Genomic DNA, 14,598 nt, shown 5'->3' with positions numbered 1-14,598 from the left:
ATTAATCTAAAAGGCTGATTCCAAGCACTTAGCCTGATACAGCTTTATATGCTCAACGATAGGCTCCGCGGTTTTAAAAGTACGAATTTCGCGGAAAAGGTCATTAGCTTGAGGGTACTGCTGTTTTAAATACGCAAACCACTGCTTAACTCTATTTGGATAGTACATTCCTTTGTCTCCAGCCATTTCATAGCGGGAATATGCAAGCAGCAGTTCAACGACCTCTGCCCAAGGTAGTGGTTGGTGGTTGTATTTAACAACGTTACCTAAGTTAGGAACGTTAAATGCACCGCGACATACCATTAAAGAATCAATCCCTGTCGTTTTAATGCAATTTTGCCCGTCTTGATAATTCCATACCTCACCATTGGCGATTAACGGAATAGAAGAACTCTTGCGGATTTCGTTGATGTATTCCCACTTAATTTCGCTGGCTTTATAACCGCCGGCTTTCGTTCTGGCATGAACGGTTAGCTCATCGGCACCTGCTCGTTCAATCGCTTCCACTATTTTAAAGCAATCGTCAGGATTCTCCCAACCAAGGCGGATTTTTGCTGATACTGGAATATCATCTGAAACCGCTTCTCGACACGCTTGAACAACATCGTGGATTAACTCCGGGTGTTGCAGCAGTGCAGCACCGCCTCTGCTCTTATTGACTAAACGCGCAGGGCAGCCAAAGTTGAGGTCAATTCCTTTTGCTCCAAGAGCAGCAGCTCGAATGGCATTTTTAGCCATCCACTTAGGATGTTGACCTAGAAGTTGGATATGGACAGGCACACCGGACTTGGTTTGAGAACCGGTTAACAGCTCAGGACATAAACGATGAAATACGTGATCGGGAAGTTCTTGTTCACTAACACGAACAAATTCGGTGACACAGAGATCGTAATCATTGATATCTGTAAGAATTTCTCGCATTAAGTGGTCTAGAACGCCCTCCATAGGGCCAAGAATGACACGCATACACTATTGCCTTTTTACACGGTTGTGGATTTGTTTTGCCGCGCGATTGTAGTGGCTCACGATTAGATTGTCACTAAACCCTTGCTTCAGGGTATAATAATCGCTGTTTTTCACTGAATTTATTAAATCACATGACCTATCAGTTTCTAGATCTCGATGCTTTACCAATTAAAGAATCACCTGAATACATGGAAGGCGCTATTTTAGCGGCCAATTTTGCCGTTAAACCCATTGCTCCTGAAGCATGGTTAGGTGAAGTATGTTCGGATGTAACACCAGAAATCGTTGGTAAGGTGACAGAGCAGATACATGCACAATTTAATCGCCTTCAAAGAAGTGAATATGAACTGCTCACGTTATTGAAGCTCGATGAGAGCCACGAGAAGCTAGCTGATTTTGCAGAAGGCTTCATGACGGTTTGGCCTGTGATTGAAACTCATTGGCAAGATATCCAATTAAATGATGGTTCATTGCGCATGCTTCAAGCTTTGCTCACGACGTTCATGTTGGCAATTGACCAAGAGCAGACACAGCAGCAGATGAAAGATGCTGGAATTGAAGAGCCGCCTGTATTGAATGACTTTGTCGATCAAATAGATCTCATGGTTGCAGAGGTGGCATTGGCCGCTGATGAAGCGCTATCTGGTGGAAAAAGTCAAAGCGTGAATCCGTATAAAGAGATAGGCCGTAATGATGATTGTCCTTGTGAAAGTGGTAAGAAGTTTAAACAGTGCTGTGGGAAATAACGCTTTTAGCGCAGCCACACTGAATTTAAATGGCAATAACAACGAACGTTTCAAGAATCCGTTGTCTATATCCCATATATCTGTATTAAAGCATTCTGGAGTAAATAAATGAAAAAATGGTGTTTTCTTCTATTAGTAAAATGTTCAATGCTAATGAGCTTTTCTGCTCTAGCTACGCCTAAGGAAGAGCTGAGTGCTCGTCTGGCATTAAATGATGGGTTTACTGCAAGTTTTAGCCAGCAAATTATTAGCCCTGATGGTGACATTGTCATGGAAGGGGAAGGTAAAGTAGAAATTGCTAGACCAAGTCAATTTCGTTGGGAAACAACTTACCCAGATGAAAACTCATTAATCTCAGATGGTGAGACGCTTTGGTATTACAGCCCGTTTATCGAGCAGGTCAGCCTTTACTGGCAAGAGCAAGCAGTAGAACAAACGCCATTTGTATTACTGACTCGAAATGTAGAGAGTGATTGGAATAACTATAATGTTTCTCAACAAGACGATCGCTTCACATTAACCCCAACTGCTGTAGATTCAACTCAAGGCCAATTTCAAATCGATATCAATAATAAAGGTGTCGTGAAAGGGTTTAATGTCATTGAACAAGATGGTCAACGCGGGTTGTTTACCTTTAATAACGTGAAGCTTGATCGACCAAGCCCTGAGCGTTTTACCTTTAACATTCCTGAAGGTGTTGAGGTTGATGACCAAAGGAACTGATCATGAGTAATCTGAGCTTAGATTTTTCCGGTGATGAGGACTTTCGCCCACTGGCAGCACGTATGCGCCCGACAACGGTTGAACAATATATCGGTCAGCAGCATATCTTAGCGCCAGGAAAGCCACTTCGAAGAGCGCTAGAAGCTGGCCATATTCATTCTATGATTCTTTGGGGGCCTCCTGGGACGGGAAAAACCACGCTAGCCGAAGTTGCCGCTAATTATGCGGATGCGGAAGTAGAGCGTGTTTCTGCGGTAACCTCTGGTGTTAAAGATATTCGTGCCGCTATCGATAAGGCTCGGGAAAATAAAATGGTTGGTAAGAGAACCATTTTATTTGTCGATGAGGTGCATCGCTTTAATAAATCTCAGCAAGACGCTTTCTTGCCTCATATTGAAGATGGAACCGTTACCTTTATAGGCGCAACGACTGAAAACCCTTCTTTTGAGCTAAACAACGCTTTGCTATCACGAGCCAGAGTTTACAAGCTCACTTCATTATCCAAAGACGAAATCTTACTCGCTTTAAATCAAGCGCTCGATGATAACGATAGAGGCTTGGGTAACGAGAAGGTTGAGTTTCATGATAACGTTCTAGAGCGATTGGCAGAACTGGTTAATGGTGACGCGAGAATGTCCCTTAACTATTTAGAGTTACTGCTTGATATGGCTGAAGAAGAGCAAGGCGTGAAGCAAGTGACTTTGCCTTTACTCGCCGAAGTAGCAGGTGAGAAGGTGTCTCGCTTTGATAACAAAGGTGACATTTGGTATGACCTAATTTCAGCGGTACATAAATCGATACGAGGCTCTAACCCAGATGGTGCTTTGTATTGGTCTGCACGTATGATCTCAGCGGGTTGCGATCCGTTATATATCGCAAGGCGTTTGCTTGCTATCGCGTCAGAAGATATTGGTAATGCCGATCCTCGTGCAATGCAAGTGGCATTGTCAGCCTGGGATTGCTTTACCCGAGTTGGGGCAGCGGAAGGTGAACGAGCTTTAGCACAAGCTGTCGTTTACTTAGCATGTGCGCCTAAAAGTAATGCCGTCTACACCGCTTGGAAGCAAGCCCTTCGAGATGCAAAAGAGTACCCTGAATACGATGTTCCTCACCACCTGCGTAACGCTCCAACCAATTTAATGAAAGATTTAGGGTACGGGGCAGAGTACCGATATGCGCATGACGAACCTGGCGCTTTCGCTGCGGGGGAGGTCTATCTTCCACCCGAAATGAGTCATATCCGTTACTACACACCCACAAACCGTGGCTTAGAGACAAAAATTGGCGAAAAGTTAGATTACTTGGCTAGTTTAGATACAAAAAGCCCACAAAAGCGCTATGAAAAGTGAGCGTTTTTGGATACATTTGTTCGATTAAAATTTCTCTACGTATCACGCCTTCAATAGGTGCAGTTTTGATGCGTTTTTCACAACTATAAGGCATAGGATTAGCAATGCTGGATTCTAAATTACTTCGTACTGAGCTGGATGCAACAGCTGAAAAATTAGCCCGTCGCGGTTTTAAACTTGACGTAGAAACAATCGGTCAACTTGAAGAGCAACGTAAATCCATTCAAGTAGAAGTTGAAAATTTACAATCCACTCGTAATTCCATCTCCAAGCAAATCGGCCAAAAAATGGCGTCTGGTGATAAAGAAGGCGCTGAAGAGATTAAGAAGCAAATCGGTTCTTTAGGTAGCGATCTAGAAGCGAAGAAAGCGGAACTTGTGGTTGTTCAAGGTAAACTTGAAGAAGTGACACTGTCAGTTCCTAACCTTCCAGACGATTCTGTACCAAATGGTAAAGATGAGAGTGAGAACGTTGAAATTTCACGTTGGGGTGAGCCGAAGTCTTACGATTTTGAAGTCAAAGATCACGTTGATCTTGGCGAACTAAGCGGCGGTCTTGATTTCGCAAGCGCAACGAAAATCACAGGTGCTCGCTTTATCGTTATGAAAGGTAAGTTCGCTCGCCTACATCGTGCTATTGCGCAGTTTATGCTTGATTTGCATACAGATGAGCACGGCTATACAGAAATGTACGTACCGTACCTAGTGAATGCAGATAGCTTGTTTGGTACTGGTCAGCTACCTAAGTTTGGTAAAGACCTTTTTCATACTGAACCACTTGTAGAAAAAGTCAGTGACGAAGAGCCTCGTAAATTGTCTCTTATTCCTACAGCTGAAGTACCAGTAACGAATATGGTTCGCGACACAATTTCAGATGAAGCAGACCTGCCACTTAAGATGACTGCGCACACACCATGTTTCCGCTCTGAAGCCGGTTCATATGGTCGTGATACTCGTGGTCTTATCCGTATGCACCAATTTGACAAGGTTGAACTGGTTCAAATCACTAAGCCTGAAGACTCAATGAACGCACTTGAAGAGCTAACGGGTCATGCTGAAAAAGTACTACAACTTCTGGAACTGCCTTACCGTAAAGTCGTTTTATGTACAGGTGATATGGGCTTTGGCGCTCGTAAAACTTACGATTTAGAAGTATGGGTTCCAGCACAAGAAACGTACCGTGAGATCTCTTCATGTTCAAACATGTGGGATTTCCAAGCACGTCGTATGCAAGCTCGTTTCCGTCGTAAGGGTGAGAAGAAACCTGAACTAGTACACACACTAAATGGTTCTGGTTTGGCTGTTGGTCGTACTATGGTTGCGATTCTTGAGAATAACCAAGAAGCAGATGGCCGTATCGCGATTCCAACAGTACTTCAAAAGTACATGGGTGGCGTGACTCATATCGGCTAATTAGCTGATTTGGAAGTCTTTATTATTGAAAAGCCGGCGAGTTGAGAAACTCGCCGGCTTTTTATCTAAATCGTATTTTTAGGTAGGAGTAAGGCAAGAGTTAGGTGTTAGGCTTGTAGGGAGTTATTACGGTCTAACCACAACACTTTTTAAACTTCTTTCCGCTACCACATGGGCACGGATCGTTTCTTCCTACTTTTATCTGTGATGAATTGTGATTCTGCTGTTCATCAACGACCCCATCGATATAGAACCAAAGCTCGTCTTGTTTAATAAAACGTGATTTCTCCTGCAAGCAGTACTGTTGACCGTTATCATTAAAGTAAGCTTTAAAAGAAACAAAACCTTCGGTATCGGATTCTCCGTCTTCAGTGTCTGTGACTTCGAGCATGCACCAATCACTATCAATCGATTCTGCAATGGCCTGTCGAGATTCTTCTGCCTGACAGTCAGGGTGATAGGTGGCGACAACAAAATCCACGAGCTTTAATACATGGGCACTGTAGCGTGAGCGCATTAATTGTTCTGGACGTTTAGCCCGAGCGTGATCTAAATGGATGGGCTCACAACAGGCTTGATAAGTACGTTTGCTCCCACAAGGGCAAGGTGAAGTGTTAAAGCTAGAAGGCATAGCTGTTTCCAAATTAAGGGTATGAGGCGCATTTTAAGGGGCTAAGTAAATGAAGTAAATCCGCAGGGAAGTGCTGCTGGAAAAATAAAACGCTGTAAGGGATTGGCTAAGGCTTTATTTTAATTAAATTAAAATAGGCCTTAAACAATGAGTCAAAGAGATAGTGAAAAGAACCTAGGTGATCAACTCGTGAGTAAGTCTGCAGTCCACTTAACTGCGTCATCGTAGCTTTGATTGATATTATCACTTGATAGGCCGAGTTGATTGGAAAGCTTTGTAACTTGATCCCAATCTGCTTTTTCATAGGCTTTCACTAACGCCAAAACGAGGCCTAACATGCCTTCGCCAGTACTTAAGGCAGCCTTAACTTCTTCTTCAATTGGCATTTCATCAACTAACACGTTGAGTGGTTGATCTAACAGGCTGTCTAGCAATGAAAACATGCCAGTTAGAAATGCACTGCCTTCAATACAGTTTGTCTGGTTACGAGCCGCAAGTAATTCACAAAATCGAGCTCTTTGGATGGAGAGCCCATATAAGTAATCTGGTTTTGACTCTTGGGTTGAAGCGATAGCCACTAAAGAGATAAATTTTCTTATCCGCTCTTTTCCTAGATAGATTAACGCCTGTTTGAACGACGCGATTTTGGTGCTTACTGTAGAAGAAGAGTTGACAAAAGTAAGCAGCTTATAGGAAAGCGAGATGTCAGTACTAATGAGTTCATCAATGGCTTTATAGTCAATATCTTCTTTAGCGACTTCTTTACACAGCTGAATGAGAGTCAGGACGGATGGTTCCAAAGCCTTGCGTTGGATAATCTCTGGTTTGCTAAAAAAGTATCCTTGAAAGTAGTCAAAGCCTGCGTCTTTTGCTTGTTGGAACTCTTCGTGCGTTTCTACCTTTTCAGCTAGGAACGTGATTCTGCCTGATGGTATTTTATCAATGAAGGTCTTTGCCTTTCCTATGGATATGATACGAATATCGAACTTGATAATTGAGACATAAGGTAAAAACTGTTTCCACTCTTTGCTAGGTACAAAGTCGTCCAAAGCAATTTTATAGCCTTGCTTTGCCATCTCTTTTATTGCGTCTAACAACTCGTCCGTTGGTGGGCAGTCTTCTAATACCTCAACAATTAAGTTGTTGGCAGGGAAGAGGGTGGGCACGCGGTTAATTAAACTTTGATAAGGAAAGTTTACGAACCCTAAATTATCGCCCAACGTTGAATAATGAGTTGATAAGAAGTGGTCTGATAATAGTCGGCTTGTCGCTAAGTCGGGATCTATTTCTGGAAAGCTATTATTGAGTCCATCACGAAACAACAATTCGTATCCGATAGTATTTTTATCCCGATCTAAGATGGGTTGACGAGCAACATAAGAATATTTCAAATTAGCCACTTACTTTCCGTGAGTTAAAATATCGATCATAGGTATATATCAAACACAGCTACATATCAATTGTAGCAATACAGTGCAATTTCCGTCTGGACAGCGCTTTTTAAGGATACTGAAACGGTTTTGATTTTAAGTTGAACCCATTTTCATCATAGACCAAAATTGATCCCTGAGTGTACCAGTCACCTAATACAATACGGGTTGAGTTACCCGATGATGTTTGTAATTCATGGATATTCGGTCTGTGCGTATGACCGTGTATCATTAAATCAACGTGGTGTGTATCCATCACAGAAATGACTTCATCGGGCGTAACGTCCATGATGTCGAGTGATTTGCTCTGTTTTTCTTCTTTTATATCTGTTTGTACTTTAGAGACGATTTTTCTTTTAATGAAAAAAGGGATTCGATTGAAAATCCACTGTAGCCAAGGCTGGTGGACAGTTTTTCGGTACTCTAAATACTTAACATCCAGTGTACACAGTGTATCACCATGCAGAATGACCGCTTTTCTTCCATAGAGGTCGATGACAGTTTCATCAGCTAAGAGCGTCATGCCGGTTTGCTTAGCAAATCGTTTACCCACAAGGAAATCGCGATTGCCTTGTGTGAAGTAACATTGAACGCCTAGTTGGGTTAATGCCTTAAACTCTTTTTGAATATGCATGGAAAAGTCAGAGTTGTCATCATCGCCAATCCAAAACTCAAACAAGTCCCCAAGAACATAGAGTTTGGTCGCATGGATAGCTTCATTTTTCATGAAATCGATGAAGCATTCGGTGATATCAGGACGAGAAGGGGATAAGTGAAGATCTGAAATAAATAATGTTGTCATAATAAAAAAAGGAGAGCATTTAGCGTGCTCTCCTTACTCTGTTACTCTTCGATTGTAGTACCAGTAATAAGTACTTCTTCTAGAGGTACGTCTTGGTGCATGCCCATAGTACCAGTGCTAACACCTTTAATCTTATTAACTACGTCCATACCTTCAACAACTTCCGCGAATACACAGTAGCCCCAACCGTCCATGCTTTCGCTACGGAAATCTAGGAAATTGTTGTTGTTAACGTTGATGAAAAACTGAGAGCTTGCTGAATGCGGTTCCATCGTACGAGCCATTGCTAATGTACCTACTTTATTGCTTAGGCCATTGTTTGCTTCGTTTTTGATCGTTGCACGAGAAGGCTTTTCACGTAAACCTGACTCCATGCCGCCGCCTTGAACCATGAAACCATCGATTACACGGTGAAATAGCGTGTTATCGTAAAAACCGTCGCGACAGTACTGCAGAAAGTTAGCACACGTTTCTGGTGCTTTTTCTTCATTTAGTTGGACTTTAACGTCACCGAAGTTTGTATGAAGAGTGATCATGATTATACCTTTGTTCATGTTTTTTGACTTTAGGGCAAGATTCTATATCAACTCTAATCAATTTAATACGTGGATTATCATAGAAACCGTTAATGAATTTACGTTTATCGCTGATTTTTCCCTTTGCTGGGATTACCTAAAAAGCCCTGACTTGATATACTGAGCCACTATTTTATTTCACCTAATATTAGATAGAGATCATGTTAAAGATATATAACACACTCACGAGACAGAAAGAGGAATTCAAACCAATCAATGCCGGTAAAGTAGGCATGTATGTCTGTGGGGTAACCATATACGATCTCTGTCATATCGGTCACGGTCGTACTTTTGTCTCTTTTGACGTGGTTTCACGTTACTTACGTTACCTTGGCTTTGATCTGAATTTTGTGCGTAATATTACCGATATCGACGACAAAATCATTAAGCGTGCTGCGGAAAATGGTGAGTCTTGTGATTCACTTACAGAGCGCCTTATTGCAGAAATGCACGCCGACTTTGATGCTTTAAACATGAAGCGCCCAGATGTTGAGCCCCGTGCTACGGAATACATTAAAGAGATCATTGAGCTGGTTGAAAAGCTGATTGAACGTGGCTTTGCTTACGTTGCTAGTAATGGTGATGTGATGTTTGAAGTGAAAAAGTATGACGAGTACGGTCGTCTTTCTGGCCAAGATCTTGAGCAGTTGCAAGCGGGTTCACGAGTGACACTTGAAGAAGCCAGTGTAAAACGTAGCAGTATGGACTTTGTGCTTTGGAAAATGTCGAAGCCGGGTGAACCGACTTGGGAATCACCTTGGGGCCCTGGCCGTCCTGGTTGGCACATTGAGTGTTCAGCGATGAACTCTTCTATTCTTGGTAACCACTTTGACATTCACGGTGGCGGCTCTGATCTTCAGTTTCCGCATCACGAAAATGAGATTGCTCAATCTTGCTGTGCGCACGGCACCCAATATGTGAATACTTGGATGCACAGCGGTATGGTAATGGTTGATAAAGAGAAGATGTCTAAATCTCTAGGTAACTTCTTTACTATCCGCGACGTTTTAAATCATTACGATTCAGAAACTGTTCGTTACTTCCTGATGTCTGGTCACTATCGTAGCCAACTAAACTACAGCGAAGAGAATTTGAATCAAGCGCGCGCGTCTCTAGAGCGACTATATACCTCTCTTCGCGGTTTAGATTTAACTGTTCCTGCCGCTGGTGGTGAACAATACGTTGCTCGCTTCTCAGAAGCGATGAATGATGATTTCAATACACCAGAGGCGTATTCGGTACTCTTCGAGATGGCTCGTGATATCAACCGTATTAAGACGGAAGACATACAAAAAGCGAGTGAGCTTGGTAGCCTGATGCGTGAGCTGGCTGATGTCATTGGCATTCTGCACCAAGACCCAGAAGCATTCCTAAAAGGTGATGCAGGCGATAACGACGAAGTGGCGGAAATTGAAGCCCTTATAAAGTTACGTAACGATTCTCGCGCTTCAAAAGATTGGACGAATGCCGACGTCGCCCGAGACAGGCTAAATGAAATGGGTATCGTTCTTGAGGACGGTGCAGAAGGCACAACTTGGCGCCGTAAGTAAGGATTGAAATAGGGCTAATTCGTTAGCCCTTTTTTATGGCTGGCTACGTCGTTTTAATTTTATTCTTTTACAACCTTTTTTATTTAAATAAATAGCACTGTAGGTACTTTCTGTGGCTCAAATGTACTTCTATTACTCAGCAATGAACGCGGGTAAATCAACAACACTATTACAATCTTCATTTAACTATCAAGAGCGTGGAATGACACCAGTTATTTTTACCGCCGCACTTGATGACCGTTATGGCATCGGTAAAGTGAGTTCGCGTATTGGCTTACAGTCTGAAGCTCAACTCTTTCGCTCTGAGACCAATCTCTACGAAGAAATTGCACATCTTAACGAAGCAGAAAAACGACACTGTATTCTAATTGATGAGTGTCAGTTTCTTTCCAAAGAGCAAGTTTACCAATTGACAGAAGTTGTCGATAAGCTGAACATCCCAGTACTGTGTTATGGCTTAAGAACCGATTTTTTAGGTGAGCTGTTCGAAGGCAGTAAATACCTTCTATCTTGGGCTGACAAACTCGTTGAGTTGAAAACAATTTGTCATTGTGGCCGTAAAGCGAATATGGTGATTCGTACTGACGAAGCGGGTAATGCAATTGCAGAAGGTGACCAAGTTGCTATTGGTGGGAATGATCGCTACGTATCGGCGTGTCGTCTCCATTATAAAGAAGCTCTGGGTAAGTAAAAAAGTATCAACTAAATAACAGACAACAAAAAACGGAGCATAAAGCTCCGTTTTTTGTTGTATTCGATTAATTCGGATTGCGCTAGGCAGTCAGAGATTAACGAGCACGGAAGACGATACGGCCTTTAGATAGGTCGTATGGAGTCATCTCTACAGTTACTTTGTCACCAGTAAGAATACGAATGTAGTTCTTACGCATTTTACCAGAGATGTGAGCTGTAACTACGTGACCGTTTTCTAGCTCAACACGGAACATTGTGTTTGGAAGAGTATCAAGGACAGTGCCTTGCATCTCAATTACGTCTTCTTTAGCCATTTAATCCTCTTTAGAAATTTGGCAATCTTAACGGGTATTAATCTCCGTTAAAATGGGAATTATGTAAAGTTGGAGCGTATTCTACCCTTGCCAACGTTGATTTACTAGCCTTTGATGACGATGAAATCGGACTTTATAGTTCATAGCTGGGCATTCATCGATTTGGTAGCCCAAATAGAGCCACTGTTTTCCTTGTGTGCGGCAGTATTCAATTTGATACAAAACCCCTAGAGTGCCTAGTGACAGTGGGATATCTGGCTCGTAAAAGGTGTAAAAGGCACTGGCGCTATTGCTCATCGTATCGGTCACGGCTATCGCAATAAGCCTATCGCCAGAATAGATATGTAAAAACTGTGTGTTTAGCCAAGCACAGTTAGAAAACTTAGAAAACTCTTCACCCTTTGGAGGATACATGCTGCCTTTTTGGTGACGAGCATGAATGTAGCGGGAGTAAAGCTCGAACCAGTTTTCATCCATTTCATCTTTCAGTACCCAGTGAAAGTCTGCAGCTTTATTTTTTAACCGCCTTTGACTTTTCGACAGAATAAAATCGGGTATCGATATACGCAGAGCATTACACGACTGGCAGTTATCGCAGTGAGGTTTGTATATGGAGTCACCGCTACGACGAAAACCGTTGGCAAGCAGTACCTCATAGCTAGAAGGTGAGTGCATCTGTGTATCGAGAGCGACAGCAACTCGTTCGTTTCTATTTTCAAGATAACTACAAGGGTGACTGTCTGTTAAGCCAATTCTGATTTGCTGAATATCAGAGCTCATTGATGTTCCTCTAAAGGAGACGCTAACCACTGCTTTCGAAAACAATGGGCATTAACCGTTTGATTCTTTAATAGTAGCAATGATTTAAAAAACTCGTCTCTTGGCTGCTCCGTTGCACCTAATGAGGCAAGATGAGGGTTCATGACTTGGCAATCAATTAACTTGCCGCCATGTTTTTGAAAGTGATGACAAAAATACCAAAGCGCGACCTTAGAAGCATTACTTTGAAGGCTAAACATGGACTCACCACAAAATAATTGGCCAACTTGAATACCATAGAGCCCACCAATGAGTTTCTCCTCTTCCCACACTTCGACAGAGTGGCAGTCTCCTTGCTTAGATAACTCTATATAGGCGTTTTGCATATCCGTATTCAGCCAAGTTTCCTCTTCTGGGCGTATCTGGCCACAAAATTGTATGACTTGCTTGGTCGCTTGGTTAATGGAGACGGTATAGTTATGTTTTTTTTGAAACTTCTTTAAACTTCTAGACGGGGTATAAGTGGCGGGATCGAACGTCGCTCGAGGTGCTGGGCTCCACCATAAAATAGGCTCTCCAGGGCCATACCACGGAAATATCCCTTGTTGATAAGCCGCATAGATACGTTCTTTCGATAAGTCCCCCCCAAAAGCGAGCAGTCCATTGGGGTCTTCCATCGCTTCATAAGGCGAGGGGAATGTAAGGTTGTGGGAAGACAATTCGGTAATGTAAATGGCCATAATAATAGAAGAGGTGGTATCAAACTAATCCAATAATGGTATTCATTTTTGGGTACGTTGTCAGTAAATGGTAGTAAATTTCGACCATTGCTTTATGTCAAGTGCATTGCGGGAATAAATAATTGTTTAAGTGTAAAAATATTCAAACGAATCACCGATTAGCTCTGGAGTTCGGCAATTATTTTGGTTAGTCTGCAAGTACTAAAAATATTCACCTTTGCTGCACTCGAGAAGTTGGAGCATGGAGAGCAAGGATACTAAAATTTAATGGAAAGTCTTACGTTACAACCGATCGAAAAAGTAAATGGCGTCGTAAATCTACCGGGCTCTAAGAGTGTTTCAAATCGAGCGTTACTCTTAGCCGCGTTAGCTCAAGGGACAACTCGCTTAACAAACTTACTTGATAGTGATGACATTCGCCATATGTTAAATGCCTTGGAACAGCTTGGTGTTCGCTATCAGCTGTCTCAAGATAAAACCGTCTGTGAAGTGACAGGACTTGGTCGTGCGTTTAACGTTGAGAAAGCTCAAGAGCTATTTCTAGGTAATGCGGGAACAGCAATGCGCCCTCTGGCTGCCGCGCTTTGTTTAGGTTCTGGTGAATTTGTTCTCACGGGTGAGCCCCGCATGAAAGAGCGTCCAATCGGTCACTTAGTTAACGCATTACGTGAAGCGGGCGCAAAGATTGAATATTTGGAAAATGAAGATTATCCACCTCTTAAAATCACGGGAACAGGCTTAGAGTCAGGCACCGTTTCTATTGATGGCTCCATTTCAAGTCAGTTCTTAACTGCGTTCTTAATGTCTGCGCCACTTGCTAACGGTGATATCACCATCAATATAGAAGGTGAACTTGTTTCTAAACCGTACATCGACATTACCCTTCATATTATGAAGCAATTCGGTGTTGAGGTGATAAATAACGATTACCAATCTTTTGTTATTCAATCTGGTCAAACGTATAAAGCACCGGGTGATTTTCTAGTAGAAGGTGATGCTTCTTCTGCTTCGTACTTTTTGGCTGCCGCTGCAATAAAGGGTGGTGAGATTAAAGTAACAGGAATTGGTAAAAACAGTATTCAAGGTGATATTCAGTTTGCTGACGCGTTGGAGAAAATGGGTGCAGAAATAGAGTGGGGTGATGACTATGTCATTTCTCGTTGTGGTGAGCTGAATGCGATTGATATGGACTTTAATCATATTCCTGATGCGGCAATGACGATAGCAACGACAGCCCTGTTTGCTAAAGGAACAACAGCGATCCGCAATGTTTATAACTGGCGTGTAAAAGAGACCGATCGTTTAGCCGCGATGGCGACGGAATTACGTAAAGTAGGCGCAGGGGTTGAAGAGGGTGAAGACTATATTATTGTTACCCCTACCGCTAACTTAAAGCATGCAGCTATTGACACTTATGATGACCACCGTATAGCCATGTGTTTTTCACTCGTCGCACTGAGTGATACACCAGTAACGATCAATGACCCTAAATGCACATCAAAGACGTTCCCTACCTACTTTGACAAGCTGTCTGAGCTAAGTGCTTAATTTATGGTATTATCGACTCAACATATAAAGTCGATAACGGTCACTTGAATTGAAAAAGCTTGCCCTAAGGCAAGCTTTTTTATTTTTCGACAGTGAATTCTTTTGAGAGTTGGTGCGCTAGATACTTAAACATATTAAAGACTGCGGTGGTGTTGGCCGTTGGTAACCCATTATCATCAAGAAAATAGTCACCTTTAAAAACCAGCACTTCATCTTTCTCTTCAACAGAGGTTGCACGCATTCCATCAATATAATCTTCATGTTCTTGAATGATTTGGTTCGCAATAAGAAGAAGATCAAAGGCTGCAATTGGTTTTTTTGTACTCATAATTTGTTTATGGTTCAAGAAATTGATATTTA

At 42.3% G+C, this 14,598-nt stretch carries 16 protein-coding genes; 7 read left to right on the top strand and 9 right to left on the bottom strand.

Annotated features, from left to right (window positions below; genetic code table 11):
• Positions 1-6: 6 nt before the first annotated feature.
• Entirely contained in the window at positions 7-966 is a 960-nt protein-coding gene (gene dusC / locus KP803_RS01690) for a tRNA dihydrouridine(16) synthase DusC (protein WP_248007095.1), read from the bottom strand.
• Positions 967-1,097: 131 nt separating this feature from the next.
• Here dusC and KP803_RS01685 point away from each other — a divergent pair, with 131 nt between their 5' ends.
• The 4 genes from KP803_RS01685 (at position 1,098) to serS (ending at position 5,196) form a co-directional block, all read left to right on the top strand.
• A complete protein-coding gene (locus KP803_RS01685; RefSeq protein ID WP_248007094.1) occupies positions 1,098-1,712 on the top strand; it encodes a YecA family protein in 615 nt (204 codons plus the stop codon).
• Positions 1,713-1,820: 108 nt separating this feature from the next.
• A complete protein-coding gene (gene lolA / locus KP803_RS01680) occupies positions 1,821-2,435 on the top strand; it encodes an outer membrane lipoprotein periplasmic chaperone LolA (RefSeq protein WP_248007093.1) in 615 nt (204 codons plus the stop codon).
• Positions 2,432-3,784, top strand: coding sequence for a replication-associated recombination protein A (locus tag KP803_RS01675; protein ID WP_282437148.1), 1,353 nt, complete (start codon positions 2,432-2,434; stop codon positions 3,782-3,784). The genes lolA and KP803_RS01675 overlap by 4 nt, the downstream gene beginning before the upstream one ends.
• Positions 3,785-3,888: 104 nt before the next feature.
• Positions 3,889-5,196 (top strand): serine--tRNA ligase, encoded by a 1,308-nt coding sequence (serS, locus tag KP803_RS01670; RefSeq protein WP_248007091.1) that lies wholly within the window; start codon positions 3,889-3,891, stop codon positions 5,194-5,196.
• A 133-nt stretch (positions 5,197-5,329) separates the two neighbouring features.
• Here the strand turns inward: serS and KP803_RS01665 are convergent, their stop codons facing one another.
• The 4 genes from KP803_RS01665 to KP803_RS01650 all read right to left on the bottom strand — a co-directional run bounded on the left by KP803_RS01665 (position 5,330) and on the right by KP803_RS01650 (position 8,595).
• The gene (locus KP803_RS01665) at positions 5,330-5,827 is read right to left on the bottom strand and encodes a YchJ family protein (RefSeq protein ID WP_248007090.1); all 498 of its coding nucleotides are present in this window, start codon (positions 5,825-5,827) and stop codon (positions 5,330-5,332) included.
• 182 nt (positions 5,828-6,009) lie between these two features.
• A complete protein-coding gene (locus KP803_RS01660) occupies positions 6,010-7,218 on the bottom strand; it encodes an EAL and HDOD domain-containing protein (protein ID WP_248007356.1) in 1,209 nt (402 codons plus the stop codon).
• 109 nt (positions 7,219-7,327) lie between these two features.
• Positions 7,328-8,059 carry a UDP-2,3-diacylglucosamine diphosphatase gene (gene lpxH / locus KP803_RS01655; protein WP_248007089.1) on the bottom strand — a complete coding sequence of 244 codons (732 nt, stop codon included), beginning with the start codon at positions 8,057-8,059 and terminating at the stop codon, positions 7,328-7,330.
• 41 nt (positions 8,060-8,100) lie between these two features.
• Positions 8,101-8,595, bottom strand: coding sequence for a peptidylprolyl isomerase (locus KP803_RS01650; protein WP_248007088.1), 495 nt, complete (start codon positions 8,593-8,595; stop codon positions 8,101-8,103).
• Between the two features lie 200 nt (positions 8,596-8,795).
• Between KP803_RS01650 and cysS the strand changes: the two genes are divergently transcribed.
• Together cysS and KP803_RS01640 are read left to right on the top strand one after the other, a co-directional pair.
• Positions 8,796-10,184 (top strand): cysteine--tRNA ligase, encoded by a 1,389-nt coding sequence (gene cysS, locus KP803_RS01645; RefSeq protein WP_248007087.1) that lies wholly within the window; start codon positions 8,796-8,798, stop codon positions 10,182-10,184.
• 112 nt (positions 10,185-10,296) lie between these two features.
• Positions 10,297-10,875 (top strand): thymidine kinase, encoded by a 579-nt coding sequence (locus KP803_RS01640; protein WP_248007086.1) that lies wholly within the window; start codon positions 10,297-10,299, stop codon positions 10,873-10,875.
• 97 nt (positions 10,876-10,972) lie between these two features.
• Here KP803_RS01640 and infA read toward each other — a convergent pair whose 3' ends face one another.
• From infA to aat, 3 genes are all read right to left on the bottom strand, one after another.
• The gene (infA, locus tag KP803_RS01635) at positions 10,973-11,191 is read right to left on the bottom strand and encodes a translation initiation factor IF-1 (RefSeq protein WP_001040192.1); all 219 of its coding nucleotides are present in this window, start codon (positions 11,189-11,191) and stop codon (positions 10,973-10,975) included.
• Between the two features lie 81 nt (positions 11,192-11,272).
• On the bottom strand, positions 11,273-11,971 hold the full coding sequence (locus KP803_RS01630) for an arginyltransferase (protein ID WP_248007085.1): 699 nt from the start codon (positions 11,969-11,971) through the stop codon (positions 11,273-11,275).
• Positions 11,968-12,690, bottom strand: a complete 723-nt coding sequence (aat, locus tag KP803_RS01625; protein ID WP_248007084.1) for a leucyl/phenylalanyl-tRNA--protein transferase — start codon at positions 12,688-12,690, stop codon at positions 11,968-11,970. Before aat ends, KP803_RS01630 begins: the two co-directional genes overlap by 4 nt.
• A 267-nt stretch (positions 12,691-12,957) precedes the next feature.
• On the opposite strand from aat, the gene aroA reads away from it, so the two are divergent.
• Positions 12,958-14,238, top strand: coding sequence for a 3-phosphoshikimate 1-carboxyvinyltransferase (gene aroA, locus KP803_RS01620; RefSeq protein WP_248007083.1), 1,281 nt, complete (start codon positions 12,958-12,960; stop codon positions 14,236-14,238).
• 79 nt (positions 14,239-14,317) lie between these two features.
• On the opposite strand, the gene KP803_RS01615 is transcribed toward aroA, so the two are convergent.
• The gene (locus KP803_RS01615; RefSeq protein ID WP_248007082.1) at positions 14,318-14,566 is read right to left on the bottom strand and encodes a YciN family protein; all 249 of its coding nucleotides are present in this window, start codon (positions 14,564-14,566) and stop codon (positions 14,318-14,320) included.
• Between the last annotated feature and the right edge of the window lie 32 nt (positions 14,567-14,598).

This window comes from Vibrio amylolyticus (assembly GCF_023145695.1).
GTDB lineage: Bacteria > Pseudomonadota > Gammaproteobacteria > Enterobacterales > Vibrionaceae > Vibrio > Vibrio amylolyticus.
Note: the sequence above shows the minus strand (reverse complement) of the source record. Positions and strands in the feature narration are given on the sequence as shown.